We start from the raw sequence: 26,040 nt of genomic DNA, 5'->3' as shown, positions 1-26,040 counted from the left end.
GAGTACGTGTTCCCACCTTCACCTAGTACTCCGGCCCGCTCGCTCCGACTCACGAAATAGTTCGAGATGCCAGTCACTCGGATCGCCAGCGGAGCAATGACCGCCAGTATCCCTACCAACAATCCGATCACCCATCCACGCGTGCTCGCTACAGCGCCGGAGTTCCTGATACCCCGGTTGCGCCCAAACCTGTCACCCACCCAGAACGAAGCCACGGCTACCAGGGAGAGAAGCAGTGCGGACGAAACCCGGCCCGAGTCCGAGAGAATGGACGAGTCTGCCCAAGCAACCCTGTTGATGCTGATCTGGACGATCGGTCCAACCCCCAGCCATGCGAACCAGAACGTGTAGAACGCCGCAGCAACGGGGCGAAGACCATGGCTTGCTGACTGTATTGCCCCGATGAGCGCAAGCAGCGCACCCGCGGCTGCAACGACAAGAACCCATACGTCTGCAATGTTCTCAGTGAGCAGGAGAACGCCAGCAAGCGCTAGGCAGGCAAGTGGAGGCACGAAGGGGTTAATGCGCCGATCTACCCCACGGCGCACGCCCGCGACGACGTCATGCAGGGCGTGTCCGCGACCTGTCGGCTCGCCCGTCGAAATGCGAGGTGGTTGCCTTGACGCTTTCATCGGGTACGCGCCTCTCTGGGATCGGCCCGGTGTTCGCGGGGAGGTTCCTCAGGTTTCTCGCCCGCGCGACTGAACTTCTTCCTCAACCGCTCGCACGGTCTTTCGACCCAATGTCTCATGCCCCACGAGAGCAACACTGCGAGTGCGATGCCGACGACGGCGCCAAGCGCTCCTCCGATCCACTCTTCCCCGAGGACAAGTGCCCAGCGATGCGTGAGGTAAAGGGAGTAGGAGATGAGCCCAACCCAAGCGATCGGTCTCCAGTTGAGTATTCTTCCGATCCACGAACGTGGAGCGAGGATGACTGGAATGAAGATGCCGAAGGCAGCAATGCCCTGGACCGTGAACCCATAGACGAAGGCCCCCGGGAAGCGGCTCGCAGCCCAGAATACGAGTGCTGAGGAAATCACGATCGCCGGTCCGACCCATGGCGGCCGCGGTAGACGAATCTCGCCGTACATCGGATTGAATCCGATCGCGAGGATGGCGCCCCAAAGGAGGGTATCCACTCTTGTGTCGGTCGCGTAGTACAGGCGGAGGTCACTCGCTCCGTGGGCGTGCAAGAAAACGCGCCATCCGAGGATGAGCACGCATAGTCCCGCCAGAAGCGCCACCTGATGCATCCGGTTAGGGAGCCATTTCCGCATCGCGATATACAGCAATGGGAACACCAAGTAGAAGTGTTCCTCTACGGCAAGCGACCAGAACACGCCAAGACCCGCCGGAACGCCTTCGTGCCCGTTGAAGATGATCCAGTAGTTCGTGAAGAAAAGTGCCGTTGACAGAGTGCCGCCAGCGCTCATCACGTTCGGCAAGACGCCAACGAGGGTGAGGGCGACTACCAGGGCGATCACGATGTACATCGGTGGGAATATTCGAAGGACGCGGCGGAGGTAGAACCCGCCCAGTGATATCCGGTCGAAACGGTCCCATTCGGCTCTCAACAACGTCGTAATGAGGTAACCACTCAGGAAGAAAAAGAGCGCCACGCCCATTCCGCCCTGAACGGGGCCGGGCAGCCCTGCATGGGTCCAGACGACGACAGCGATCGCTGCTGCTCTGAGACCATTCAGTGATGGGATGTGGCCGATCTTCGTAGTGACTACTCCAGCAGAAGGCATGAGATGTTCCTTGCGTGGGTTAGCGGTCGTCGCGGCGACGCCGCGCTAGTTGTTCGACGATCGAAATTCGTTTCCGGGAACCTCACAGGCCAGGGTGCTCCCACTCGGACTTCCTCGACCGCCGATAGATTGCGCGAACAACCGCGGGCGCGTATCTGGCCCCGAGAGCGAACGCCGCAGGCTTGAGAGCACCGCGACGGGCGAGCCGGGCTGACGCGCGAATACCCAGACCACCGTTCACGGTGCGCATCGCGTACGCTGCGGCCGGCGACCGATCGTCGAAGCGCCACACCTCCGTCAGGAGGGGGATCGCGATGGATTTCACCCAGAAGAGGTCGAGTTCGAACCGTTTCACCTGGTGGGTCGGGAGCAACCTGTAACTCAACTCAGCCACCCGGATGAGGTCTAGTGGCTTGGCACGCGACGTCGCTATCGATCCTGCGTGGAAATGGTAGGTGTATACCTGATCGGTGATCGAGACGGCTCGGGTGATGCGGGGAAGCACAGTGATCAGCCCGCACACATCCGATTTCGACGGCAGCGAGGGGAAAACGGTGCCGGCGCTGATTAGCACGTTCCGGAGGAACAGCTTGTTCCACAACTGGCCCTGTATGTCACCGCGAAAGTAAGCGGTCACGAGATCAGAGGAATCAAGGGTGCCCGCGCGCGGCGGCGCAGGGATCCGACTCGACCGCTCTGTTCCCGAGACGATACGGGTGGCCTGTGCGATCACCAACTCGCTCTGCGTGCGCTCCGCCGCGTCGCACATGACGGCCAGGGACCGGGACGTCCAGCTGTCGTCACCGTCCACCATCCACACGTACTTGCCTCGCGCGTACGACAAGGCGATGTTCCGGGCTTCGGCAACGCCGACGTTACGTTCCACGCGTATCAGCAGAGCAGGGAATGCCAAGTCTGCCAGCTCTGCAAGAACGTGCGCTGTCGTGTCGGTAGAGCCGTCGTCCACGAGGACGAGTTCGAACGAGGGGTGCCTGGTGTCCTCCAGCTGCTTGAAGAGCCCCGGGAGGTAGTCATCAGCATTGTGGACGGCCACAACGATTGTGGCTTGGGGTTCGAATGCCGACTGCCAGGCATCCTCTACGCGACGGTCGACCGCGTCAGAGATGGTGATACGGCTGAGGGCAGATGTTTGGCTCACAGTCTCATCACGCTCGAGGATGGCCTGACACCACGGGCGGGGTCAGCACCAACGAGGTTTCGAAGCTGGCGCGCGGTGTCATCCCACGACTGCTCGGGGGGACCAGCCACCTGGGGAGCTGCCAGCGCCCGGTTCAGCGCGTGGGCGAGCGAGTTCGGGTCGGGCTCGGCGACATGGGGGAAGTCGCCGAATATCGATTCCATGCCACTGTCGGAAGTGACGACGGCAGGGATGCCCAGATAGTGGGCCTCGGCGACGGGCAGACCGAATCCCTCATCGCTCGACACCAGCGCCACGACAGAAGCACCGGACACGAGCCGCTGATATTCCTCGTCTTCGACGAACCCCGGTAGCACGACGCGGCCGGCAACGCCGTTGCGCTCGGCCCGCTCACTCAGCTCATCGCGGTATTGACCCCGCGCGCCCAGAACAACGAGGCGCACACCGGCGTCGGTGAGTCCAGACAGTGCATCGATGAGCAATTCGGGGCGCTTGTTGTTGTGATGGCCGAACGTCACGATGTATCGGTCGGACGAGTCGTGGTCGAATGCGGGCCAGCTCCGGGCATGGTCCCACCCATTTTCGATGACCACCGTCCGAGCTCCAGGAACGTAAGACTGCGTCTCCTGGGCGGCCTTCTGCGAAATGCACACGTTCACCGCAGCCCGTGCAGCCGAGATCTTCCACATCCGCCGATATGCCCGCTGCGCGACAGGGAATTCGTGCGGGTTCTTGATGTGTCGCCAATCGTGCTGGAAGCAGATTGCGCGGTTGGACGGAGCAAGCGGTGACACGATCGGACTGAGCGAGATCAAGACGTCGGCCTTGGTGCGAGCCCGCAACCAAGCGGTATAGACAGCCTGGCCCCACGCGCGCCACACGAACTTCTCATTGTTCAGTACGGAGACGCGGGCACCGACCTGTTCGAACTCCGCCTTCGCCCAGGAACCGCCGACGACCAGGACATCATCCTCGGGAAACTGGTTCAGCCAGGAGTTGACGATCTCTGTCGCATGCAGGCGCATACCGCCGGAGCGTTCGGTCGAGCCGAGGATGTCGAAGATGACCCGCATCAGACGGTCCCGAATTTTCGGTCGAGAGACTTGATCATCGGACGCGTCCACGGAGACAGCAGTCGCGGGTAGCGTGAGTAGAACTTCGCCATGGAGGGGATCTCGCGGCGCCAGGGCGCCCATTCGAATCGGGTCGTCTCACGCGCCCACCCGTGCACCCAGGTGATTTTTCCCGACACGATGCGAGGGATGCCGGAGGCCGCCGCCCGTAGGCCGAGGTCGCTGTCTTCGTAATACACGAAGAACCGCTCATCCCATGGCCCGAGCATCTCGAAATGAGCACGCGTACCGAGCACGGCGGCCCCCATGAACCATACGACCGGCAGATCTTCTCCAGCCGAGGCGAACCGGCGGTAGGTCGAGGCCGCATCGTCAGAACCGAGCCGATTGCGCAATTTCTCGGCCAAGAACGGGTATCCGCGCCCGTTCGGCTGCGGGGTCCCGTCCGGGTTGACGAGCTGGGGCGCGACGAGCCCTCCGGTCGAGTCGATGACGTTCTGGAGTGGTAGGAGTGATCCCGGGCGAACGGACACGTCCGGGTTGACGAAGCCGACGTACTGCGAGGATGACGACCGGAAGCCGACGTTGTTCGCTCCTCCGAAACCCAGATTCTCCGGGAGGGCGATCACACGGGCGCCGAGCTCACGGGCAACTGCGGCAGAATCGTCGGTTGACGCATTGTCGACCACGATCCACTCGACGTCCGACGCGGGCTCGTAGCCGGCCCAGTATTCGCGCAATGCCTCCGCGCTGTTGTACGTGACAGTGATGAGCGACCAGGTGGGTGCCATGTCAGTGAGCAGTTCCTTTCGGCGCGATGACGGCCTTGATCGTGCGGAGAAGGATGATGATGTCGCTGATCAACGACCAGTTCTCGACGTAGTAGAGGTCGAGCTTCACGGCATCCGCCCATTCCAGGCTGGAGCGCCCGCTGACCTGCCACAGGCCCGTGATGCCAGGCCGGGTGAGCAGCCGGCGGCGCGCGGCATCCGTGTACAACGCCACCTCGGCCGCGATTTGCGGACGCGGACCCACCAGACTCATGGACCCGCCGAGAACGTTGAAGAACTGCGGCAATTCGTCGAGCGAATATTTCCGGATGAAGCCTCCGACTCCGGTGATGCGCGGGTCGTTCTGCACCTTGAAAAGAGGCGTCTGACTCGTCCCCTGCGCGGCCAGCAACTCCGCCAGCTCTGCTTCAGCGCCGACCCGCATCGACCGGAACTTCAGCATGTGGAATGGCTCTCCCTTCATGCCGATTCGCTGTTGCCTGAAGAAGAGTGGTCCGGAGCTCGATGCTTTCACCGCGATAGCGACCGCCAGCAGCACCGGAGAGAGGAGGACCACGAGAACTGACGAAGCTGCGATGTCGAAACCTCGCTTCACGACGCGCTGCCCGCGAGAGAAGCGCGGTGTCTCGACGTGGATGAGGGGCAGGCCTGAAACGGGACGCGTATGGATGCGCGGTCCCGCGATGTCCATGATGCTGGGCGCGAGGACCAAGTGCTGACGACCCGCCTCGAGGCCCCACGAGAGCTCTTTGACCTTGTAGGGCGGCAGTTCGTCGGTGCTCGTGATCGCCACCGTGTCCGCGTGAGTGGCCACGATCGCACGCTCGACGGCGTCGACACTTCCCATCACCGGGATGTCGGTTCCCTCGATCGTGTCCGCAACTTTTCCGGACGGCACGCATGCCCCGACGACTCGGTATCCGGCGTTGGGTGTGCGACTCAGCTCGCGCGCGATCTGCGCGACGGATTCGGCAGATCCGACCAGGAGAACTTTCGCGGAGTACTTTCCCATGGACCGCTGGGCATTGAGCCACTGCCGCCACAGCCATCGCTCGATGATCAACACCGCGATGCCCAACGGCAAGCTGATGAGAAGGAAACCGCGAGCGACGTCGACTCGAAGGAGGAACGCGCCGATCGCGATGAAGCCGAACACTCGGAAACTCGCGTCTGCCACACGTGCGTACTCCGTCGGACCGGTTCCGATCACCCGATCACTGCGCGAATCGATCAGCGCGAGTGCGATCATCCAGATCACGACGAGTACGGCTGAGAACGACCAGTATGTGCTGATGGCAAGACCGGATATCTCGACAGGCTCGATGCCGAGCCAGGCGATCTGTGTACCGTAGACGACCCAGATCAACACGAGCAGGTCTGAGACCCACAGGCGACGCATGTAGCGACGGCGCCAGTTGTCGATCGGCTCCTGGCGGGCCGCGGAAAGGAGGTCTGGTCTCCTCGACGCCCGCGAATCCCGTTGAGAGCTGGCCTCCGACGCGGAATGCCGAGAGTTCTCGACGGACGAAACGTCCGGAACCGGACCCGCATCAAGTTGTGTTTCCGACATGAAGTCGAACAACCTTCCTACTGCCCAAGACGTGCCCCACCGATGAGCGTAGCCGGTCCCTGTAACGGACATGTTGCGGAGGTGTCGCAATCGGGTGCGGCGCCCCGCGCGCCGAGGGGCGCCGGCCGTCACGGGACATCGACTCGAACAACGTCGTTGCCCGACCACACGAAGGCGGCGCCATCTACCACTGCCATTGCCACGGCCGCCGAAGGAGACCCTGGGACGCAACCGAGAGACACCGGCATCCCCACGTCGGCGCCCGTGTGCACGGTGATGTTGAGGCCGTCGCAGTCTGCTGTGGCGGCCGCTACATAGACCAAGGGATCGGCGACGGCCACGGCCGCGACATCCGTCTCGGGCAAGGCGCTCCACCGACCGTCGCGAAGTGCGAAGGCCGTCCCCTCACACACGAGCGCGACCGTGGATCCGGCGGCTCGAAGCCCGCGCGCGTCGACGCACGGCGAATCCACGGAGACTCCTGCGAGGCGTACCGTGCTCGCATCTTCGAGATCGATATAGCGGGCTACGGGGAGCAGGGTGGGGTACGAGTCCCAGAACTGGCCTTGAGTGTAGGTGCGCAACAGATTAACTCCGCATGACCCCGCGAGGCCGGCGACGGCCTCGGCCTCCGTGCTCTGGAAGGCGTCGAGGCCGCCGATCTGAGCGAGGCCGAGATAGCCGGGCGTCACGTTGCGCCATGTCCTCCCCCCGTCCGTCGAACGATCGATGGTGGGCGCGGCCCCACCACACTCGCCAGCGGTCGCCCTCCACATTGCGCCTCTACCGACCGCCAGGAAGCGCTCGGACGCGCGCGGGACGAGAGGGGGAGACACCGCGGCAGCGGGTGTCGGAGGAGGAGCGGCCGTCTCGACCCCTAAAGAGAAGGTCGGAATCGGTGCGGCCGAGCCACCCCCCACGCCTGCTGGATGCGCACGCTGGTAAGCGGTATACGACAGAAAGCCAACAGCAATGGCGAGGATGACAACAGCAGTGATTGCCACCAATGTGGAGCTCGGCGATCGTTCGAAACGTCGGGCGCCCATGAACGATCAGGGAACGGGAGCCGTCGGTGTGCTGCTGCGGCGGGTGCCCGGCGTGTCGTCGCTGCCGGACGTACGCGGACGCAGATCGTCGGCCGCGTGACTGACGGGGGGCGGATCCCCTTCCGTATCGTCTTCGGCGGCGGGACCCGAGCCGTACGTTCCGTACCCGCCGTAGCCGTACCCGTATCCGTAGGCGTACGCGTCGGGTCCTCGGGTCGGCACCATCGTGAGGACGACTCCGGCCACCTTCGCCCCGACGGTGTTCAGCGCGTCGATCGCGCCGCTGAGCTGGTGGCGGTTCGTGCGACCGGCCGAGACGGCGACGATGGCGCCACTCGTGGCTTTCGCCAGGATGGCGGCGTCCGTCACCGGCAGCAGCGGGGGAGCGTCGCAGAGCACGACGTCGAAGTCGCGTTCCAGCACCTCGAGCAGAGTCTGCATTTGCGACGACCCCAGCAGTTCGCTCGGGTTGGGCGGGATCTTTCCGGCGGGCAGCACGTACAGGCTGCGCTCGCCCCACGGGAGCATGACGTCGCCCACGCGCGCGCGGCCGATGAGGACGTCGGTGAGGCCGGCGCCGCCCTCGATGCCGAGATACTCGGCGACCTTGGGCTTGCGGAGGTCGGCGTCGATGAGGGCGACGCGCTTGCCGGCGTCGGCGAGGGCGATCGCGAGGTTGATCGTGGTCGTGGACTTGCCCTCGCTCGGCACGCTCGACGTGATCACGAAGCTCGCGCGCCCGCCCATGTCGAGGAACTGCAGGTTCGTGCGCAGCGCTCGGAACGACTCGGCGCGCGGACTCATCGGGTCGGCGTGCACGATCAACGGACGCGACTTGGCCTTCGGGTCGAAGGCGATCGCACCGATCAGCGGGCGGTCGGTGACGATCTCGATGTCGCGCGGGTTGCGGATGCGTGTGTCGAGTACCGCGCGCAGAACTGCGAAGCCCAGACCGAGTGCAAGCCCCACGAGCCCTCCGAGCGCCAGGTTGAGGGGAACGTTCGGACTGGACGGTGCCAAGGGGGGGATCGCGTCCTTCACACGCGTGAGCCGCACGGGACTGGTGTCGGTGCCGTTCGGCGTCTCGATCGACTCGACGGCGGATGTGAGGCTCGCGGCCAGCGCGTTGGTGATGTCGGCCGCTGCCACCGGGTCCGGGTCGGTCACCGTGATGGTGATGAGAGTCGTATTCGTTGCGCTCGACGCCGTGACCTTCCGGGTCAGCTCTGACGCGGTGATGCCGAGGTCGAGTTTTGCGATGACGGGGTTCATCACGATGGGCGTGGCGACCAGGTTCGTGTACGTCGTGACCCGGGATTGCGTGAAGTTCGAGCCTTGCTGGAGCTCGGCGATGGTTCCGCCCGCCTGAGACGACACGAAGACGGTGCTGGATGCCTCGTACTGGGGTGTGCGGGTGAGGGAGTAGCCGGCCGCAGCCCCCACGCCGAGCAGGGTGGCGATCACGATGATCAGCCAGTTCTTCCGCAGGATGCGAATGTAGTCGCTGAGCTCCATGCTGCCTCTCCGATGGTCACGCGCCTGGGGTGCGCGTGGTCAAGGCCATCTTGTCACAGCCGATTTACAGCCGAGAGAGGGCACGTTTCGGGCAGGTTACGCGGCCTCCGCCAGGGCGTCGCGGAGGACGCGGACGACTTCGCGGGTGGCCGGCTCGAGCTGCGATGCGGAGAGCTGATAAGTCGACCACGAACGTCGATAGGGGTCGATCACGTCGTCGTCCGTGGGATCGTCAGGCGGCAGCACGAGTCCGCGGCGGGACGCGACGAGCGCGGCCACGGCGCGGACGCGGGACGAGGCATCCGGCCCGGCGCTCTCGGCGGCCTCGCGCAGCAGTTCGTCATCGATGTCAGCCGCAAGACGCGCGAACTCGCGCACCGTGAATGTCGATCGCAGCCGTGAGGGCGCGAGTTCTACGATCGCTCGGCGGTGCTCCCGCGTCATGGCGAGGATGAGGTCGGGGTCGGACAGCTGCGCCTCGGTCAGGTATCGCGATCGGTGCGCGCTGCTGTCTGCCGGATCGACGCCCAACTCAGTCGCCAGCCGGAGCGCCTCGGGTGTCATCGGCGCATCGCGCAGGCCCCGGGTGCCGGCGCTCGCGACGTGCACGTCGAGGTCGGACAGGCGCGTGCGCAGGAGCTGCTCCGCGAGCGGCGAGCGGCAGATGTTGCCCGTGCACACCGTCAGAACCTCGATCACGGGGAGCCTCCTGGGGCTGAGAGAAGCGCGGCAGGTAACGTGGGCGCGTGCCCGACCACTCTATAGACGCCCCGGCGGAGGCTCGCGACGCGCGACAGGCCCGGTCCGAGTCGAGCGCGGAGCATATCGGCCGCCGAGACTGGCGCCTGGGCGGCCGGACCGTCCGCCGGTGGCGCGAGCGGCTCCTGGCGATCGCGTTCTTCTCTCTGGGGCTCGGGCTGCTCGCGGGCGCGCTGCTGATCTCGATGCTGCCCGTCACGTGGGGCCCGATGGCCGCGACCGGGGTCCTGTGGATCGGGATGCTCGTGCCGGTCGTCTGGGCGTTCACCCGGTCGCGCCCCATCGGCCTCCTGCGGCTCCGCCCCGTCGATCTGCTCTACGGTCTCGCCATCGGCGCAGCTCTGAGGATCGCGCAGGGGTGGATCGAGCTCGCCCTCGGCGAGGACGGCGCGTTGCCGTCATACCCCGTCATCGGGGGAAATCTGCCGTCGGGTTGGCTGTTCACCGACGTGGTGTCTCCCGGACTGATCGCGCCGGTGATCGAGGAATTCTTCTTCCGCGCCGTGCTGCTCGTGGCGTTGTTCACGGTGTTCCGACGTCAGGTCGGTTCGCTCTTCGCGGGGGTGATCGCACTCCTGGGCAGCACGGGCGTCTTCGTGCTCGCCCACGGGCTGCAGCCCAGCGAGGGCGCGGGAGTCGTCGGCCTCATCATGCTCGGCGCGACGTGCTCGGCACTCGTGCTGCTGACGGGCAGAATCTGGGGAGCCGTGCTGGTGCACGCGGTCTTCAATCTGAGTTTCGTCGCCCTCGCGATGGCGGGCACTTTCGCCGCCTGAATGCTCGGCCGTTCATCGACTCTTTACATAGGCGAAATACTGCCGCCTGGCGGTATGGGAAACGAACCCGCTAGCATGGCCGATATGGGAAGCCCTCTGGGGGGGTTTGCCGCCTTTGAACAAAGACGACTCACCGCTTCACCAAACCTTTGGAGATCAATCACCATGTTCAAGAAGACTTTCACGGCGCTGGCCATCGCGGCTGCGATCGGGCTCACCGGTGCTTCTGCCGCCAACGCGGACACCTACCCCGCACCGCCCATCACGATCATCATCAACAACCCGACGATCATCATCGGCGACGTGACGATCATCACGATCAACGGTGTCGGCGACTACGCCACCATCATCTTCAGCACGACGGGCGGCGGCGGCACGCTGTCGTCGGCCGCACTCGCCAACACGGCGTCGTCTTCGGTCACCAAGACCGTTGCCAACGGCTCCGCGAGCACCACGTTTACGGCCAAGGCCGCGGGCACCTACACCGTCACGGCCGCTGCGCCGGATGGCACCGTCCTCGGCAGCCGGACCGTCACGGTCACCACTGCGGCGGCCTCGGGCTCGCTGCCCGCGACCGGTGGCGAGGTTCCGACCATCGCCATCTGGGGCGGCGTCGGCGCTGTTGCGCTCGGTGGCCTGGCTGTCGCCGCGGTGGCTGCCCGCCGCCGCGCGACGACCAGCAGCAACTGATCACACGCTTCATGGCGAAGACCCCGGACACGCGTCCGGGGTCTTCGTCTTTTCTCGCGTCGTTCACGCGACCGACCCCGGCGATCGTCGTCCTGACGGTCGCCTTCGTCGTGGCCGCGGTCGTCGGGACGTCCTCCCCCGGGGTGGGCGTGTTCCTCCCGTCGTGGCCGGCTTGGGTCCTGCGCGCACTCGACATCGCCATCCTTTCAGCGCCTCTCGTGATCGGCGCCGTGCTCGCCGTCCGTGTGGGGACTCCACCCCACGCGTGGGTGCGCGCTCTGCGCCGATGGCGGGTGAGCGACCTGCTGATCGGTGCGTGCGTCGGGGCGCTCGTCCGCGCCGCCGTCGAGCTGAGTGCGCCCACCACGGGTTCACTCGAGGGCCCGTTCGTCGAGGAGCCGAGTTTCGGCCGCTACGCCACGCTGGCCGTCGTCATCGTGACGGCCGTGCTCCTCAGCCCGGTGATCGAAGAGGTCTTCTTCCGCGGCATCGCCCTGCCCGCCATCGCGAACGGGCTCCGCGGCGCAGGCCCGACGATCGCCGGCACCGTGGCGCTCGTGCTGACCACCGCGGCCTTCGTCGCGCTGCACCTCCTGCCGCTCGGGGGAAGCGCACCGCTCGGTCTGGTGATCGGAACCATCGGGGTGGGCGTCGGATGCGGCATCCTGACCCTCGTCACCGGGCGCCTCGCCGCGGCGCTGGCCGCGCACATCGTGTTCAACACCATCGGTGTTGTTCTCATGCTCGGCTGAGGAGTGCTTCGACTCGCTTCGCTCGCTCACCGACGGGGGCTGAGGGCGGTCGGTGACCGGAGGGATGAGGCGGCGTTTGGCCGCAGCATCCGCATGCCGTAGGCTTGACCCTTGGTGTCTGCGTCTTGCTGGCGTGACACTACGAACGTGAGCCCTCCACTGGCGTGTTCCGTCGGCCTTCAGGTCGGAGAACCACCCCGGAGCGGGATTCACGAACCTCTCCGTTCGATTCAAGAAAGCAGCACTATTGTGACGCGCACGTACACCCCCAAGGCTGGCGAAGCCCAGCGCGAGTGGCTCATCATCGACGCGACCGACGTCGTCCTGGGCCGTCTCGCCTCCCACGCCGCAACGCTCCTCCGCGGCAAGCACAAGGCGACCTTCGCCCCCCACATGGACATGGGCGACTTCGTCATCATCATCAACGCCGAGAAGGTCGCGCTGACCGGCCAGAAGCTCGAGAAGAAGAAGGCGTACCGCCACTCGGGCTACCCGGGCGGCCTGAAGTCGATCACGTACAGCGACTTCCTCGCCAAGAACCCCGAGCGCGCCGTGGAGAAGGCCGTCCGCGGCATGCTCCCCAAGAACAGCATCGGCGCCCAGCAGCTGAAGAAGCTCAAGGTCTACCGCGGCGCCGAGCACCCCCACGGTGCCCAGCAGCCCACGACCTACACCCTCGACCAGGTCGCCCAGTAAGCGCCGTTCAGAAGATTAAGGACATACTCGTGGCGAACATCGAAGAGACCACCGAAGCTCCCGAGAGCTACTCGACCGAGACCCCCGTCGACCAGGAAGCCGTCGCCGTAGAGCGCCCCGTGCTCAGCGTCCCCGGTGCGGCCGTCGGTCGTCGCAAGCAGGCCATCGCCCGCGTGCGCCTCATTCCCGGCTCGGGCACCATCACGGTCAACGGCCGTGCGTTCGAGGAGTACTTCCCGAACAAGCTGCACCAGCAGCTGATCACCGACCCGTTCACCGTGCTCAACCTCACGGGTGCCTACGACGTCATCGTGCGCATCTCGGGCGGTGGCCCCTCGGGCCAGGCCGGTGCACTGCGCCTCGGTATCGCACGCTCGCTGAACCAGATCGACGAAGAGCACAACCGCGCCACCCTGAAGAAGGCCGGCTTCCTCTCGCGTGACGCCCGCGTCATCGAGCGCAAGAAGGCCGGTCTCAAGAAGGCCCGCAAGGCGCCTCAGTACTCGAAGCGCTGATCGGTACCGCTCCGATGCCGCTGTTCGGCACGGACGGCGTGCGGGGGCTGGCCAACGGCCCCCTCACCGCCGATCTCGCACTCACCCTGGCCCAGGCGACCGCCGTCGTCCTGGGCCAGGGCCGTACCGCCGAGGCCCGCAAGGCCTCAGGCCGCCGGCTCACCGCCGTGGTCGCACGCGACCCCCGTGTGTCCGGCGAATTCCTCGCCGCGGCGGTCTGCGCCGGTCTGGCGTCGTCCGGCGTCGACGTCCTCGAAGCCGGGGTTCTGCCGACCCCCGCGCTCGCGTTCCTGATCTCCGACCACGACGCCGACTTCGGCGTGATGGTCTCGGCGTCCCACAACCCCGCGCCCGACAACGGCATCAAGATCTTCGCGCGCGGAGGGGTCAAGCTCCCGGACGAAGTCGAGCGGCGCATTGAAGAGGCGCTCTCCGGACCCAAACTGCAGCCCACCGGCGCGGGCGTGGGCCGCATCCGCCGGTTCTCCGACGCCGAGGACCGCTACGTCCTGCACCTCCTCGCCTCGCTGCCCAACCGCTTGAGCGGTCTGCACGTCGTGCTCGACTGCGCGCACGGCGCGGCATCCGGAGTCTCACCCGAGACGTTCCGCGACGCGGGCGCCGAGGTCACGGTGATCGGCGCGGACCCCGACGGCTGGAACATCAACGACGGAGTCGGGTCGACGCACCTCTCCGTGCTCTCCGAAGCGGTGTTGAAGGCCGGCGCCGACATCGGTATCGCGCACGACGGCGACGCCGACCGATGCTTGGCCGTGGATGCCACGGGCAAGGTCATCGACGGAGACCAGATCATGGCCATCCTCGCGGTGGCGATGAAGGAGCGGGGGCACCTCGTCTCGGACACGCTGGTCGCGACCGTCATGAGCAACCTCGGACTGCACCGCGCGATGGAATCGCACGGCATCACGGTCGAGCAGACCGCAGTCGGCGACCGCTACGTGCTGGAGCGCATGAACGAGGGCGGCTTCTCCCTGGGCGGTGAGCAGTCGGGGCACGTCATCATGAGTGAGTTCGCCACGACGGGCGACGGCCTCCTGACCGGCCTGCACCTGGTCGCCGAGATGGCCCGCACGGGCCGCACCGCCGCCGAACTCGCGTCGGTGATGACCGTGTTCCCGCAGGTGCTCATCAACGTCACAGGCGTCGATCGAACGCGCGTCGCAGACCCCGTCGTCGCCGAGGCCGTGGCCGCCGCGACCGCATCGCTGGGCGACACGGGACGGGTGCTGCTGCGGGCATCGGGCACCGAGCCCCTCGTGCGCGTGATGGTGGAGGCCGCCGACGAGGCTGCCGCCCACCGCTATGCCGAGGGGCTCGCCGAGGTCGTGCGGGGGCGGCTGGCGCTCTGACGGGCGACGGTCAGTCGACCGTCTCGAGGTAGCGCAGGAGCACTCCTTCGCGCAGGGCCCACGGGCTCACCTCGAGCGTGTCGACGTTCAGCGCCTTCATCGCCGCGTGCAGCACGACGGCGCCGCCGACGATCTGGAACGTGCGCTCGGGGGTGATGCCCGGGAGCTGCTGGCGCGCCTCGGCGGGCATCGCCGCCATCCGCGGGATCCAGCTCTTCAGGCTCGCACGACTGAGCAGCAGGCGGTCCTCTTCGGCCCACCCCGGCTGCGTCGTCCCCGCCAGCCGCGCGAGCGACCGGATCGTCTTAGACGACCCCACGAAATGATCGGGCGACGGATGCCCCGCCATCGCCTGCTTCACCGGTTCGAGCTGCTCGTCCGCGTGCGCGCGCAGCGCGCGCAGCTGCGTCTCGGTGGGCGGGTCGTCCGGAAGATATCCGACCGTCACGCGCCCGGCTCCGAGCGGGACAGACAGGGCGACGTCGGGAAGCTCGTTCGCCCCGACCGCGACCTCGAGCGATCCGCCTCCGATGTCGAGCATGAGGATCTCGCCCGCCGACCAGCCGAACCAGCGCCGGATCGCGAGGAACGTGTAGCGCGCCTCGCCGGGTCCGTCGAGCACCTGCAGGAGCACCCCGGTCACCTGCTCGATGAGGGCGATGACCTCGGGCCCGTTCGTGGCCTCGCGCAGCGCGGATGTGGCGATCGTCAGGAACGCCTCGACCCCCTCCGCCTCGGCGACCGCGCGAGCCTGGGCCGCGGCATCCGTCAGCGCCCGCACTCCGTCGGCGCTGATCGAGCCGTCGGCCTCGAGGAAGCGCATGAGGCGCAGCACCCGCCGGAACGACGTCGTAGTGACGGGCCGGACGCCCGGTCGAGCCTCGGCGACGAGCAGATTGACCGTGTTCGAGCCGATGTCGAGGACCCCTAAGCGCACGGCTCGACAGTATCGTGCGCGGGCACAGGCTCATGCACGGAGGCGGGCCGAGGCATCCGCACCCGCTACCATGGGCGCGATGCCTGCCGACGACACCGCCACGACCGACGTGGTGCACTCGCTGTACCGCGAGATCGACCGCGCGGAATGGTCGCGCATGGCCGCGGGCGTGACCCAGCCGCTGACCGAGAACGAGATCGTCCAGCTGCGGGGGCTCGGCGACCGCCTCGACATCGCCGAGGTGCGCGAGGTGTACCTGCCGCTGTCGCGACTGCTGTCGCTCTATGCCGAGGCCAACAAGCGGCTCGGGGCGGACACCAGCACGTTCCTCGGCGAGCAGGACACGACCACACCGTTCGTCGTCGCGGTCGCGGGGTCGGTCGCCGTGGGCAAGTCGACCATCGCCCGACTGCTGCGCGAGCTCATGAGCCGGTGGCCCGGCACGCCGCGCGTGGAGTTGGTGACGACCGACGGCTTCCTCTACCCGAACGCCGAGCTGGAGCGGCGCGGGCTGATGGACCGCAAGGGCTTCCCCGAGTCGTACGACCGGCGGGCGCTCGTCGCCTTCATGACCGATGTCAAGAGCGGGGCTCCCGAGGTGCGGGCGCCGTTCTATTCGCACCTGCAGTACGACATCGTCCCCGATGCGCACGTCACCCTGCGTCGCCCCGACGTCGTGATCGTCGAGGGGCTGAACGTGCTGCAGCCCCCGGCGAACCCGAACGACGTCGCCGTCAGCGACCTCTTCGACTTCTCGATCTACGTCGACGCCGAGACCTCGCACATCACCCGGTGGTTCGCCAACCGGTTCCTGGCGTTGAAGGCGAGTGCGTTCAACAGCCCGACCTCGTTCTTCCGCGGGTTCACCCACCTGAGCGACGAGGAGGCCCTCGACCTGGCGATGGGCTTCTGGAACGACATCAACCTGCCGAACCTCGTCGAGAACGTGCTGCCCACCCGTCACCGGGCGACCCTGGTGCTGCAGAAGGGTGAGGCGCACGCCGTCGAGCGGGTGCTGCTGCGCAAGGTGTAGCCCAGCCGCGGCGGGCGGTCTGGGCGCGGCATCCGTTTCGTTCAGGCGTCTCGCATACCCCGCCTCGTAGCATGAAGAGCATGTGTGGAATCGTGGGATACGTCGGCCCCCGGCCGAGTCAGAGCGTGTTGATGGCCGGGCTGGCGCGGCTGGAGTACCGGGGTTACGACTCCGCCGGAGTCGCCGTGATCAACGGCGACGGCACGCTGGGGATGCGCAAGCGCGCCGGCAAGCTGAAGGTGCTGCGCGATGACCTCGCGATCGACCCGCTCGCCGACGGGACGACCGGTATCGGCCACACCCGCTGGGCGACGCACGGCGGTCCGACCGACGCCAACGCCCACCCGCACCTGGCCGACGACGACAAGCTCGCCGTCATCCACAACGGCATCATCGAGAACTTCGCCGAACTGAAGGCCGAGCTGCTGTCGGACGGCTTCACGTTCCACAGCCAGACCGACACCGAGGTCGCCGCGGTGCTGCTCGGCCGCGAATACCGGGCCAACGGGGGAGACCTGGTCGAGGCCTTCCGGACGGTCGCCGCCCGGCTCGAGGGCGCGTTCACGCTGCTCGCGATGCACGAGGAGCATCCCGGCCTGGTCGTCGGCGCCCGCCGCAACTCGCCCCTGGTCATCGGACTCGGCGAGGGCGAGAACTTCCTCGGATCCGACGTCGCGGCCTTCGTCGAGCACACCCGCCGTGCGCTCGCCATCGGTCAGGACGAGATCGTCGCCATCACTCCGCAGGGCGTCGAGGTCACCGACTTCACGGGCAACGCCGTCGAGGTCGAGCCGTTCGAAGTGACGTGGGATGCCTCGGCCGCAGAGAAGGGCGGATGGTCGAGCTTCATGGCCAAAGAGGTGTCGGAGGAGCCCGAAGCCGTCGCGAACACCCTGCGCGGCCGCATCCGCGACGGTCATGTGGCCATCCCCGAGCTGGACGGCCTGGACGAGCTGTTCCGCGACATCAACCGCGTGATCGTCATCGCCTGCGGCACCGCCGCCTACGCCGGCCTGGTCGGCAAGTACGCGCTCGAGCAGTGGACGCGCGTGCCCGTCGATGTGGAGCTCGCGCACGAGTTCCGCTACCGGGATCCCGTGATCGGCCCCGACACTCTCGTGGTCTCGATCAGCCAGTCGGGCGAGACCATGGACACGCTCATGGCCGTCAAGTACGCCCGCGAGCACGGTGCGCGCACCCTGTCGATCTGCAACACGCAGGGGGCGACGATTCCGCGGGAGTCCGACGCGATCGTCTACACGCACGCCGGCCCCGAGGTCGCGGTCGCGTCGACGAAGGCATTCGTCGCGCAGATCACCGCGCTCTATCTCCTCGCGCTGCACATCGGCGGCATCCGCGGCGCGCTGAGCCCCACCGAGATCGCGCAGAACGTGCTCGAGCTCGAGGCGATCCCGAGCAAGATCTCGCGCATCCTCGAGCGCGAGCAGGACCGCATCGGCCAGCTCGCGCACTGGATGACCGACACCCGCTCGGTGCTGTTCCTGGGCCGCCACGTCGGCTATCCGATCGCCCTGGAGGGCGCGCTCAAGCTGAAGGAGCTCGCCTACATCCACGCCGAAGGCTTCGCCGCGGGGGAGCTCAAGCACGGACCCATCGCGCTCATCGAGCCCGGCCAGCCGGTCTTCGTCATCGTGCCGTCGCCGCGGGAATCGGCCGAACTGCACAAGAAGGTCGTCTCGAACATCGAGGAGATCCAGGCCCGGGGCGCCCGTGTGATCGTCATCGCCGAGGAAGGCGACGCCGCGGTGCTGCCGCACACCGACGAGGTCATCCACATCCCGCTCGCCGGCCCGCTCTTCGAGCCGCTCCTGGCGGTCGTTCCGCTGCACATCTTCGCGATGGGCCTCGCCACCGCGAAGGGCCTCGACGTCGACCAGCCGCGCAACCTCGCCAAGTCGGTCACTGTCGAGTAGCCGGCGGGATCGCGGGCACCGCGCGATAGTGTGGCGGATGCTGCAACAGAGGCGCGAGGGGAGCGGCCGATGATCGTCGGGATCGGCGTCGACCTGGTCGACATCCCCCGCTTCGAGCGCTCGCTGGAGCGCACGCCGCGCCTGCTCGAGCGGCTCTTCTCGCCCGCGGAACGAGCACTGCCGCCGCGCTCGCTGGCTGCGCGCTACGCAGCCAAGGAAGCGCTCATCAAGGCGCTCGGCGGCTCGGACGGGGTGCACTGGACCGAGATCGAAGTCACGCCCGAGGCATCCGGCCGCCCGTGGTTCACGCTGTCGGGTTCGACCGCCGACACCGTGGGCGAGCGCGGGATCGCCACGCTGCACCTCTCGATGTCGCACGACGGCGGGATCGCCGCCGCATATGTGATCGCGGAGACGGCCGCATGAGCCGTCTGCCTGCCGGGGTCATGCGCGAGGCAACGATCGACGTCGGCGCCATCGCGGCCAACGTCCGTCACCTGCGTCGTCTGACCTCGAGCGAGGTGATCGCGGTGGTGAAAGCCGACGGCTACGGGCACGGAGCCGTGCGCGCGGCCGCCGCGGCCCTCGAGGGCGGCGCGAACCGACTGGGGGTCGCCGACATCGCGGAGGCGCTGCACCTGCGTCGCGCGGGCATCGATGCTCCGATCCTCGCGTGGCTGCATGCCCCCGGCGCCTCGTTCGCCGAAGCAGCGGGCGCCGGTGTCGAGCTGGGCATCTCGGACTTCGACCAGCTGCTGCGGGCGGCGGCCGCGGCATCCGTCGGTCGCGCCGTCGCGGTGCAGCTCAAACTCGAGACGGGGCTGGCCCGCAACGGCATTCCGCCCGAGGACTACGGCATGGTCTTCGCCGAGGCGGCGCGCCTCGAGCGGATCGGCAAGCTGAGGGTGATCGGGGTGTTCAGCCACCTCTCCAACACCAGCGCCGATGAAGACCGGGCGCAGCTGCGGGCATTCCACGAGGCGCTCGCGGCCGCGGCATCTGCCGGCCTCGCGCCGCCGCTGCGGCACATCGCGGCCACGCATTCCGCGATCGCCCTGCCCGAGACGCGTCTGGGATGCGTGCGCACGGGTATCGGCATCTACGGGCTGTCGCCGTTCGCCGACAAGTCCTCCGCGGACCTGGGTCTGCGGCCGGCGATGACCCTGCGCGGATCGGTCGCGGCCGTCCGCCGGGTCGGCCCGGGACACGGCGTCTCGTACGGATACGACCATGTCACCGACAGCGAGACGACGCTGGCCCTGATCCCCCTCGGATACGCCGACGGGGTGCCGCGGCAGGCATCCGGCGTGGGTCCCGTCCATATCAACGGAAAGCGTGTGTCGGTGGCGGGGCGCATCGCCATGGACCAGTTCGTCGTCGACGTCGGCGACCTCCCGGTGGCCGTCGGCGACGAGGCGGTGCTGTTCGGTGATCCGACGCTGGGGTCTCCCTCGGCGACCGATTGGGCCGACGCCGCCGGCACGATCAACTACGAGATCGTGACGCGTATCGGCGCGCGCGTGTCGCGCCGGCAGGTGTCTTCGTGAGCGGGAAGCCCCACGACGGCGCCGGCGTTGCAGAAGGTATGAGCGAGGGACTGGACGAGCTGGTCGGGGAACGCGACATCGAGTCGCCCGCGGCCATGGAGGCGCTGGGCGAGCAGATGGGGCGGATGCTGCACGCCGGTGACCTCGTCGTGCTCACCGGACCGCTCGGCGCGGGCAAGACGACCCTCACGCGGGGCATCGCGGCGGGTCTGGGCGTACGCGGACCCGTGCAGAGCCCGACTTTCGTGATCGCACGGACGCATCCGTCCCTCGTCGAGGGCCCCCCGCTCGTGCACGTGGATGCCTACCGGCTCGGATCCGCACTCGAGCTGGACGATCTGGACATCGATCTGGACAACTCCGTGGTCGTGGTCGAGTGGGGTCGTGGCATGGTCGCGGGGTTGCGCGACCATTGGTGGGAGGTCGAGCTCGAACGTCCCACCGGAGGTCGTGGCGCCGACACGATGTGCGGCGACATCTCCGCGCACACGCTCGCGCTGGACGACGATGCTCCGCGCACCGTGTCGATCAGCCGCGTGTCGATCAGCCGCGCGTCGTAGCCGCGAGGCCTCGACGAGCGGATGTCGCGGCATCCGCTCGTTCCGGTGTGTCGCTCTTCTCGAGACCGGCCACCGTCGTCCGGCGGACGCCCGCGAGGGCGGTGAGGACGGCGAAGGCGGCGGTCGGGCGTTCGACGTGGGCGAAGTGGCCGGCGTCGGCCAGCCGCACTTCGCGGAAGCCGGGGATCAGGCGGGCGAACTCGTCGGCGTCGGACGTGGCCGAGAAGACGTCGTTCTCCCCCCGGAGGGAACCGACCGGGCACACGATGCCTCGCCAGGCGTCGGTGTCATAGGCGGCGGCAAGGATGGCGGCGCGGCGGAACGTCGCGGGGCGGGCATCGGCCGCGATCGCGGCGATGACGCTGCGGTGGACTTCCGAGGGGAGGGCGAACAGGGGCGCGGAGAGGCCGCGGAGGACGCCGACCCGGTCGAGCGTGCGCATCACCGCACGGCCGCCGCGCCCGCGACGGCCCCACGTGGACAGGAGGCGCATGGCGAGCAGCATCCCGGCGAGCGCGGGCAGTCGCAGCCCGCCGCGGAGGGGCCGGCGGGCGGCGTCGAGCACCGCCGCGCCACTCGGCGACACCAGAGCGACGCTCGTCGTCTCGCGCGGATGCCGTGCGGCGATGTCGAGGGCGATGACACCGCCGAGGGAATGACCGATCACCCGCCACGACGTGTACCCGAGTGCCCGGGCGAGTTCGGCGACCGCATCGGACATCTCGCCCACGCTGTCGATGAGCGGGAGTTCTCCGCTTTCGCCCCATCCGGGCAGGTCGGGGACGATCAGGTCGTGCAGCGGGGTGGCCATCGAATCGGATGCCGCGATCAGGGGCGTCCACGTCGTCCAGGACCCCGCCGCCCCGTGGAGCAGGATGGTCGCGGAGCGTCCCGCCGGGCGGGTGCGCCTGCGGGGGACGGGTGGGTCCCCGGCGATGCGCTCGGCGTCTTCGCCCTGCGTGACGCGGGCGACCCGTCCGACGCGCGCGACGACGGGCCCGAGCGTGGTCGGCACGACGACGCGGCGAAGACCCAGCTCGCGTTCGCGCGTGATCAGGGCGGGGGTGCGTCGGGTCGTCGTCGGTCTCACACCCCTCATTCGTCGCGGCGGCGCGGACGGTTTGGGCCGGGCGGGTGGGTGCGGACGCCGATACGGCTCGCCGCCGCGCGACTACCCTGGAACCTGTGATCCTGAGCATCGACACCTCCCTCGGAACCGCGGTCGCCGTGGTCGAGGACGACGGAGTCGTGCGCGCCGAGATCGCGAATGAGAACGCCCTCGGGCACGCAGAGGCGATCGGCCGGATGCTCACGGAGGCGCTGGCCGCGGCATCCGTCGTCGGGGAGACGGCGAGCGACGTCCGCGCCGCGCTCACGACGGTGGCGGCGGGTATGGGGCCCGGCCCCTTCACCGGGCTGCGGGTCGGCATCGCGGCGGCGCGCACGTTCGCGCAGGGACGCGGGATCCGCGTCGTTCCCGTGGTGAGCCACGACGCGATCGCGCTCCAGGTGCTTCTCGCCGACGCCATCCGAGACATCGAGACGCCCCGTTTCGCGGTCGTGACCGATGCGCGGCGCCGGGAGTTCGCGTACTCCGTGTACGACGGGCTCGACGACGACGGGCTGCCCGTCCGCGCCGTCGGGCCGGCGCTCGTCCCCCGCGACGACCTCGACGCGCGTCTCGAGGAGCTCGGCGCACGCCGCCACGATGCGACCGCCGTGCCCGCGGCGATGGTCGGGATCGTGGCATCCCGCGCCCTCGCCGCCGATCGAGCGGTCGGCCCGGACGAAGCGCTGTACCTGCGGTCGCCGGACGTGACGCTGTCGGCCGGACCCAAGCGGGTGACCGCATGACCCTGCGCGATGCCGTGCCCGACGACCTCGGCGCCATCATGGCCCTCGAACGGGCATCGTTCCCGACCGATGCGTGGTCAGACGCGATGATGCGCGAAGAGCTGTCCTCTCCGCACGGGTGGTACATCGTCGACGAGGAAGGCCCTCAGCTGCTGGGGTACGCCGGCCTGCGCGCCCCGCGTGGCTCGAAGGACGCCGACGTGCAGACGATCGCGATCGCCGAAGCGGCTCGCGGACAGGGTCGGGGTCGGGTCATCCTGTCGGCCCTCCTGCACGAAGCCGCGCGACGCCGGGTGCGCGAGGTGTTCCTCGAGGTGCGGGCCGACAACCCGGTCGCGCAGGGCCTGTACGCATCGGAGGGTTTCGTCGAGCTCGGGCGGCGTCCGCACTACTACCAGCCCGACGACATCGACGCCGTGATCATGCGCCTGGTCGTGGCCGACTGGGTCGCGGCGCGGGAACGGACGTCCGAGCCCGGCCCGACGTCCGAGATCGGCCGGAATGCGGAGCATCCTGCGGGCATCGCTCCGACATCGGGCGGATCCCCGGCTTTCGGCGAGCGCCGGCGGGCGAGCGCGGATGCCGCGTCCCCGGCGTCGACGGAGGTACCCGAGTGAACCGCCCCGAGCTGAACCGCACCGAGCCCCTCGTCCTCGGGATCGAGACGAGCTGCGATGAGACCGGGATCGGCATCGTCCGCGGTCGGACGCTGCTGAGCAACACCATCGCCAGCAGCATGGACGAGCACGCCCGTTACGGCGGAGTCGTGCCCGAGGTCGCCGCCCGCGCGCACCTCGAAGCCATGCAGCCCTCGATCGCTGCGGCGCTCGCCGAGGCAGACGTCACGCTGGCGGACATCGACGCGATCGCCGTCACCTCCGGTCCGGGTCTCGCCGGGGCGCTGATGGTCGGCATCGGTGCGGCGAAGGCGCTCGCCGTGTCGCTCGACCGGCCGATCTACGCGGTGAACCACCTCGTGGGGCACATCGCCGCGGACATCCTCGATCCCGCCGGCGACCCGTTGGAGTACCCGACCGTCGCCCTTCTCGTCAGCGGCGGCCACACCTCGTTGCTGCTGGTGCGCGACCTGACGAGCGACGTGGAGCTCCTGGGCGAGACCGTGGACGATGCCGCGGGGGAGGCGTTCGACAAGGTCGCCCGGCTGCTCGGGCTGCCGTATCCGGGCGGACCGGAGATCGATCGGGCGGCACTGACGGGCGACCCCCGGGCGATCCGCTTCCCGCGCGGACTCTCACGGGCGTCCGACATGGACACCCACCGCTACGATTTCTCCTTCTCCGGGCTCAAGACCGCGGTCGCGCGCTGGACGGAGCAGCAGCAGGCGGCCGGCGAACCGGTGCCGGTCGATGACGTCGCCGCGTCCTTCCGAGAGGCCGTCATCGACGTCCTCGTCACGAAGGCGCTCGACGCGTGCGCCCGACACGGAGTGCCTCGCCTGCTGCTCGGCGGCGGCGTGATCGCGAACCGCCGCCTGCGGGAGGTGGCGCACGAGCGCGCGGATGCCGCCGGGGTGGCGCTGCGCATCCCTCCGTTGTCGCTCTGCACCGACAACGGGGCGATGATCGCGGGGCTCGCGGCCGAGCTCATCATGGCGGGGCACCCGCCGTCGACGCTCGCCTTCGGCGCCGATTCGACCCTCCCCGTCACCGAGATCCAGGTCGCCGTGGACGAGGACGCCGTGGGGGTCGCGGGCGCCATCGCCGCGGGTGACGGCGGGCGCGGAGCGGCAGCGTGACAGATCCGGTCGGACCCGCATACGGCGGGGCATCCGTGCCGCGGAACGAACCGCCGTCGCCCGACATCGCGCCGCCGGCTGCCGAGACCGCGCTGCCCGGAGCGCATCGGGGAGGATTCGCGAGACTGCCCACAGCGCCCGTCGAAGTGACCTCCGCGCCCGCCGACGCAGGCGAGCAGCCCTACGCGCCCGTGCAGTGGGCGGTCGCAGAACCGGCGCCCCCGCGCGGCCTGGCCGGCTGGGCACTTGCTTTCGCGGTGGGCGGCCTGGCGTTCGCGCTCTTCGTCGGCTGGGCCTTCCCTCTCGGCCTCGTCGGGATCGTCGTCGCCGTCCTCGCACTGCGACGACCCTTCGAGAGCCGCGCCGTCGCGGTCTGGGCGCTCGTGCTCGGGCTGCTGTCGGTGCTCTACAGCGCGGGTTGGCTGCTGTGGGCCGCCGGCCGTGCCGACATGCTCAGCTGACCCCGACCGCTAGACGCGATCCGCCAGCAGGGCGACGCGTCTGCCGTCGATACGCGTGACGAAAAGGGTGGCGGATGCGTCGCCCGAGAGCTTCAGTGACTTCCGCAGCACCGCCGGGTCGATGTCGACGCCTCGCTTCTTGATCTCGAGCGTGCCGATGCCGCGCTGGCGGAGGGCCCGGGCGAGTGCCTTGACGTCGGCGGGGAGCTGCTCACGGACGCGGAAGGACGAAACGAATGGACTCGTCAGCGCGGCGTCCGACGTGAGGTAGGCGATGCCGTCCGCGACCATCCCCGCCTGCAGCGCCCGCGCGACGTCGCCGATGAGGCGCGCACGGATGACCGCACCGTCGGGCTCGTGGAGGTAGGCGCCGAGTGCGCGGACGGGTTCGTCCGCAGCATCCTTCGCCGCCGTCAGCTCATGCGCGGAGTCGCCCCGGACCACGAGCGCCGCACGACGCACTCCGTCACGGGCGAGCGTTCCCGACCACAGCACGAGTTCGATGGTCGACCCGTCGGCGCTCACCCATTGCGCCTCCACGTGCGGCGGGAGGGCGCTGCGATCGAATCCCGGACCGAGCTTGATGCCGGTCGGCATCCGCTCCGCGAGCGCGAAAGCCCACTCCAGCGACGGCGTGTAGTCCTCGGGACGCACCCGGGAGGTCTCGCTGTGGCCGGCCGTCCGCCGCGCGGGATCGAGCCACACCGCGCCGCGCTCGCCGGGTGACGCGAATCGTGCGGCCAGATCCACGTCCTCGGCGCGCGCGTGCTGCACGGTGACCGCATCGCCGAAAGGCGCGAGGTTGTACGCGGCGATGGCTGCCGTCACCTCGTCGGCGTCGACCGCGTGCACCCGGAGGCCCAGCGCGGCGAAACCCAGCGCATCGCCGCCGATACCGCACCCGAGGTCGGCGACCGCCGTCACGCCCGCCTCGCGGAACCGGCCCGCATGCCGTGCGGCGATGGACAGCCGGGTCGCCTGCTCGAGGCCGGCGCGGGTGAACAGCATCCGATCCGCGAACTCGGCGAACTTGCCGCGCGCCTTTGCGCGCAGGCGTGCCTGCCCGACCGCCGCCGAGACGAGGGCGGGGGACCGGCCGTCGGCGCGCAGCCGGGAGACGGCTCGCCCGACGTCGTCGGTCGATTCCATCGGGGGGAGGCTGTCGACGAGCCGCAGACCTTCGGGGGTCAGCAGGGCGCCGAGCTCTGCTGCATCCACGCTGCCAGCCTAGCCCGGGCGCTCCGGGTGCCTCACCTCGACGACGTGCGCAGATCGACGCGGAGTTCGCAGACAGGCGGCACTGCTCTGCGAAGCACGCGGGATCCTGCGAGCTTCGCGCGGCGGCGGGGGTGACGGGGATCGGAGAGGCGGTCGGCGGGCGGGAGCCGGTGGGCGATGGGGGCAGGCGGGCGCCGCGGAAACCCCGGATGCCGCAACCCCTGACCACCGGAAGCCCACGGCTCGATCCCCCTAAGGCCCCCACCCCCGGCCCC

Annotated in this window: 26 protein-coding genes; 15 read left to right on the top strand and 11 right to left on the bottom strand. The window is 68.5% G+C overall.

What is annotated here, in order from left to right; all coding sequences use genetic code 11:
• Positions 1-628: 628 nt before the first annotated feature.
• From ACFM35_RS09755 to ACFM35_RS09720, 8 genes are all read right to left on the bottom strand, one after another.
• Positions 629-1,753 (bottom strand): acyltransferase family protein, encoded by a 1,125-nt coding sequence (locus ACFM35_RS09755; protein WP_378841444.1) that lies wholly within the window; start codon positions 1,751-1,753, stop codon positions 629-631.
• Positions 1,754-1,835: 82 nt separating this feature from the next.
• Positions 1,836-2,912 carry a glycosyltransferase family 2 protein gene (locus tag ACFM35_RS09750; RefSeq protein WP_378841442.1) on the bottom strand — a complete coding sequence of 359 codons (1,077 nt, stop codon included), beginning with the start codon at positions 2,910-2,912 and terminating at the stop codon, positions 1,836-1,838.
• Entirely contained in the window at positions 2,909-3,985 is a 1,077-nt protein-coding gene (locus ACFM35_RS09745; protein WP_378841440.1) for a glycosyltransferase, read from the bottom strand. Before ACFM35_RS09745 ends, ACFM35_RS09750 begins: the two co-directional genes overlap by 4 nt.
• Positions 3,985-4,776, bottom strand: coding sequence for a glycosyltransferase (locus ACFM35_RS09740; RefSeq protein ID WP_378841438.1), 792 nt, complete (start codon positions 4,774-4,776; stop codon positions 3,985-3,987). The genes ACFM35_RS09745 and ACFM35_RS09740 overlap by 1 nt, the downstream gene beginning before the upstream one ends.
• Position 4,777: 1 nt before the next feature.
• Entirely contained in the window at positions 4,778-6,175 is a 1,398-nt protein-coding gene (locus ACFM35_RS09735) for a sugar transferase (protein WP_378841436.1), read from the bottom strand.
• Between the two features lie 299 nt (positions 6,176-6,474).
• On the bottom strand, positions 6,475-7,038 hold the full coding sequence (locus tag ACFM35_RS09730; protein WP_378841434.1) for a hypothetical protein: 564 nt from the start codon (positions 7,036-7,038) through the stop codon (positions 6,475-6,477).
• A gap of 360 nt (positions 7,039-7,398) precedes the next feature.
• A complete protein-coding gene (locus ACFM35_RS09725; RefSeq protein ID WP_378841432.1) occupies positions 7,399-8,907 on the bottom strand; it encodes a tyrosine-protein kinase domain-containing protein in 1,509 nt (502 codons plus the stop codon).
• A gap of 96 nt (positions 8,908-9,003) precedes the next feature.
• Complete coding sequence (locus ACFM35_RS09720) at positions 9,004-9,606, bottom strand: arsenate reductase/protein-tyrosine-phosphatase family protein (RefSeq protein ID WP_378841430.1); 603 nt, start codon at positions 9,604-9,606, stop codon at positions 9,004-9,006.
• A gap of 47 nt (positions 9,607-9,653) precedes the next feature.
• Between ACFM35_RS09720 and ACFM35_RS09715 the strand changes: the two genes are divergently transcribed.
• The 6 genes from ACFM35_RS09715 to glmM all read left to right on the top strand — a co-directional run bounded on the left by ACFM35_RS09715 (position 9,654) and on the right by glmM (position 14,465).
• Positions 9,654-10,442: a CPBP family intramembrane glutamic endopeptidase gene (locus tag ACFM35_RS09715; protein ID WP_378841428.1), complete on the top strand. Its 789-nt coding sequence runs from the start codon at positions 9,654-9,656 to the stop codon at positions 10,440-10,442.
• 165 nt (positions 10,443-10,607) lie between these two features.
• Positions 10,608-11,132: an LPXTG cell wall anchor domain-containing protein gene (locus tag ACFM35_RS09710; protein ID WP_378841427.1), complete on the top strand. Its 525-nt coding sequence runs from the start codon at positions 10,608-10,610 to the stop codon at positions 11,130-11,132.
• An 11-nt stretch (positions 11,133-11,143) separates the two neighbouring features.
• Positions 11,144-11,884 (top strand): CPBP family intramembrane glutamic endopeptidase, encoded by a 741-nt coding sequence (locus ACFM35_RS09705; protein ID WP_378841424.1) that lies wholly within the window; start codon positions 11,144-11,146, stop codon positions 11,882-11,884.
• A gap of 249 nt (positions 11,885-12,133) precedes the next feature.
• Positions 12,134-12,580: a 50S ribosomal protein L13 gene (rplM, locus tag ACFM35_RS09700; RefSeq protein WP_378841422.1), complete on the top strand. Its 447-nt coding sequence runs from the start codon at positions 12,134-12,136 to the stop codon at positions 12,578-12,580.
• A gap of 29 nt (positions 12,581-12,609) precedes the next feature.
• The gene (gene rpsI, locus ACFM35_RS09695) at positions 12,610-13,095 is read left to right on the top strand and encodes a 30S ribosomal protein S9 (RefSeq protein ID WP_378841420.1); all 486 of its coding nucleotides are present in this window, start codon (positions 12,610-12,612) and stop codon (positions 13,093-13,095) included.
• 14 nt (positions 13,096-13,109) lie between these two features.
• Positions 13,110-14,465: a phosphoglucosamine mutase gene (glmM, locus tag ACFM35_RS09690; protein ID WP_378841418.1), complete on the top strand. Its 1,356-nt coding sequence runs from the start codon at positions 13,110-13,112 to the stop codon at positions 14,463-14,465.
• Between the two features lie 10 nt (positions 14,466-14,475).
• Here the strand turns inward: glmM and ACFM35_RS09685 are convergent, their stop codons facing one another.
• On the bottom strand, positions 14,476-15,402 hold the full coding sequence (locus ACFM35_RS09685; protein ID WP_378841416.1) for a Ppx/GppA phosphatase family protein: 927 nt from the start codon (positions 15,400-15,402) through the stop codon (positions 14,476-14,478).
• 79 nt (positions 15,403-15,481) lie between these two features.
• Between ACFM35_RS09685 and coaA the strand changes: the two genes are divergently transcribed.
• The 5 genes from coaA (at position 15,482) to tsaE (ending at position 20,476) form a co-directional block, all read left to right on the top strand.
• On the top strand, positions 15,482-16,435 hold the full coding sequence (gene coaA / locus ACFM35_RS09680; protein ID WP_378841414.1) for a type I pantothenate kinase: 954 nt from the start codon (positions 15,482-15,484) through the stop codon (positions 16,433-16,435).
• 80 nt (positions 16,436-16,515) lie between these two features.
• Positions 16,516-18,369 carry a glutamine--fructose-6-phosphate transaminase (isomerizing) gene (gene glmS, locus ACFM35_RS09675; RefSeq protein ID WP_378841412.1) on the top strand — a complete coding sequence of 618 codons (1,854 nt, stop codon included), beginning with the start codon at positions 16,516-16,518 and terminating at the stop codon, positions 18,367-18,369.
• 69 nt (positions 18,370-18,438) lie between these two features.
• Positions 18,439-18,795 (top strand): holo-ACP synthase, encoded by a 357-nt coding sequence (locus tag ACFM35_RS09670; RefSeq protein ID WP_378841410.1) that lies wholly within the window; start codon positions 18,439-18,441, stop codon positions 18,793-18,795.
• Positions 18,792-19,916 carry an alanine racemase gene (gene alr, locus ACFM35_RS09665; RefSeq protein WP_378841408.1) on the top strand — a complete coding sequence of 375 codons (1,125 nt, stop codon included), beginning with the start codon at positions 18,792-18,794 and terminating at the stop codon, positions 19,914-19,916. The genes ACFM35_RS09670 and alr overlap by 4 nt, the downstream gene beginning before the upstream one ends.
• Positions 19,917-19,954: 38 nt before the next feature.
• Positions 19,955-20,476: a tRNA (adenosine(37)-N6)-threonylcarbamoyltransferase complex ATPase subunit type 1 TsaE gene (gene tsaE, locus ACFM35_RS09660; RefSeq protein ID WP_378841406.1), complete on the top strand. Its 522-nt coding sequence runs from the start codon at positions 19,955-19,957 to the stop codon at positions 20,474-20,476.
• On the opposite strand, the gene ACFM35_RS09655 is transcribed toward tsaE, so the two are convergent.
• Positions 20,460-21,566: an alpha/beta fold hydrolase gene (locus ACFM35_RS09655; protein WP_378841404.1), complete on the bottom strand. Its 1,107-nt coding sequence runs from the start codon at positions 21,564-21,566 to the stop codon at positions 20,460-20,462. The two genes, tsaE and ACFM35_RS09655, sit on opposite strands and share 17 nt — an antisense overlap.
• A gap of 95 nt (positions 21,567-21,661) precedes the next feature.
• On the opposite strand from ACFM35_RS09655, the gene tsaB reads away from it, so the two are divergent.
• Genes tsaB through ACFM35_RS09635 form a run of 4 tightly spaced genes read left to right on the top strand, consistent with a single transcriptional unit; the run spans position 21,662 to position 24,547 of the window.
• Positions 21,662-22,330 carry a tRNA (adenosine(37)-N6)-threonylcarbamoyltransferase complex dimerization subunit type 1 TsaB gene (gene tsaB, locus ACFM35_RS09650; protein WP_378841402.1) on the top strand — a complete coding sequence of 223 codons (669 nt, stop codon included), beginning with the start codon at positions 21,662-21,664 and terminating at the stop codon, positions 22,328-22,330.
• Positions 22,327-22,947: a ribosomal protein S18-alanine N-acetyltransferase gene (gene rimI, locus ACFM35_RS09645; protein WP_378841400.1), complete on the top strand. Its 621-nt coding sequence runs from the start codon at positions 22,327-22,329 to the stop codon at positions 22,945-22,947. The genes tsaB and rimI overlap by 4 nt, the downstream gene beginning before the upstream one ends.
• Before the next feature lie 11 nt (positions 22,948-22,958).
• Positions 22,959-24,086, top strand: coding sequence for a tRNA (adenosine(37)-N6)-threonylcarbamoyltransferase complex transferase subunit TsaD (gene tsaD / locus ACFM35_RS09640; RefSeq protein ID WP_378841487.1), 1,128 nt, complete (start codon positions 22,959-22,961; stop codon positions 24,084-24,086).
• Positions 24,083-24,547: a hypothetical protein gene (locus ACFM35_RS09635; protein WP_378841398.1), complete on the top strand. Its 465-nt coding sequence runs from the start codon at positions 24,083-24,085 to the stop codon at positions 24,545-24,547. Before tsaD ends, ACFM35_RS09635 begins: the two co-directional genes overlap by 4 nt.
• Before the next feature lie 9 nt (positions 24,548-24,556).
• Here ACFM35_RS09635 and ACFM35_RS09630 read toward each other — a convergent pair whose 3' ends face one another.
• On the bottom strand, positions 24,557-25,765 hold the full coding sequence (locus tag ACFM35_RS09630; RefSeq protein ID WP_378841396.1) for a class I SAM-dependent methyltransferase: 1,209 nt from the start codon (positions 25,763-25,765) through the stop codon (positions 24,557-24,559).
• Between the last annotated feature and the right edge of the window lie 275 nt (positions 25,766-26,040).

It is taken from the genome of Microbacterium songi, from assembly GCF_042747925.1.
GTDB lineage: Bacteria > Actinomycetota > Actinomycetes > Actinomycetales > Microbacteriaceae > Microbacterium.
The sequence above is the reverse complement of the archived record's forward strand: the minus strand, read 5'-3'. Positions and strand labels throughout refer to the sequence as shown.

Coding starts and splice junctions, on each gene's coding strand:
- ACFM35_RS09755 (WP_378841444.1), bottom strand. CDS start 1,753: ATGCCTTCTGCTGGAGTAGTCACTACGAAGATCGGCCACATCCCATCA.
- ACFM35_RS09745 (WP_378841440.1), bottom strand. CDS start 3,985: ATGCGGGTCATCTTCGACATCCTCGGCTCGACCGAACGCTCCGGCGGT.
- ACFM35_RS09740 (WP_378841438.1), bottom strand. CDS start 4,776: ATGGCACCCACCTGGTCGCTCATCACTGTCACGTACAACAGCGCGGAG.
- ACFM35_RS09735 (WP_378841436.1), bottom strand. CDS start 6,175: ATGCGTCGCCTGTGGGTCTCAGACCTGCTCGTGTTGATCTGGGTCGTC.
- ACFM35_RS09725 (WP_378841432.1), bottom strand. CDS start 8,907: ATGGAGCTCAGCGACTACATTCGCATCCTGCGGAAGAACTGGCTGATC.
- ACFM35_RS09710 (WP_378841427.1), top strand. CDS start 10,608: ATGTTCAAGAAGACTTTCACGGCGCTGGCCATCGCGGCTGCGATCGGG.
- ACFM35_RS09705 (WP_378841424.1), top strand. CDS start 11,144: ATGGCGAAGACCCCGGACACGCGTCCGGGGTCTTCGTCTTTTCTCGCG.
- glmM (WP_378841418.1), top strand. CDS start 13,110: ATGCCGCTGTTCGGCACGGACGGCGTGCGGGGGCTGGCCAACGGCCCC.
- coaA (WP_378841414.1), top strand. CDS start 15,482: ATGCCTGCCGACGACACCGCCACGACCGACGTGGTGCACTCGCTGTAC.
- glmS (WP_378841412.1), top strand. CDS start 16,516: ATGTGTGGAATCGTGGGATACGTCGGCCCCCGGCCGAGTCAGAGCGTG.
- ACFM35_RS09670 (WP_378841410.1), top strand. CDS start 18,439: ATGATCGTCGGGATCGGCGTCGACCTGGTCGACATCCCCCGCTTCGAG.
- alr (WP_378841408.1), top strand. CDS start 18,792: ATGAGCCGTCTGCCTGCCGGGGTCATGCGCGAGGCAACGATCGACGTC.
- tsaE (WP_378841406.1), top strand. CDS start 19,955: ATGAGCGAGGGACTGGACGAGCTGGTCGGGGAACGCGACATCGAGTCG.
- rimI (WP_378841400.1), top strand. CDS start 22,327: ATGACCCTGCGCGATGCCGTGCCCGACGACCTCGGCGCCATCATGGCC.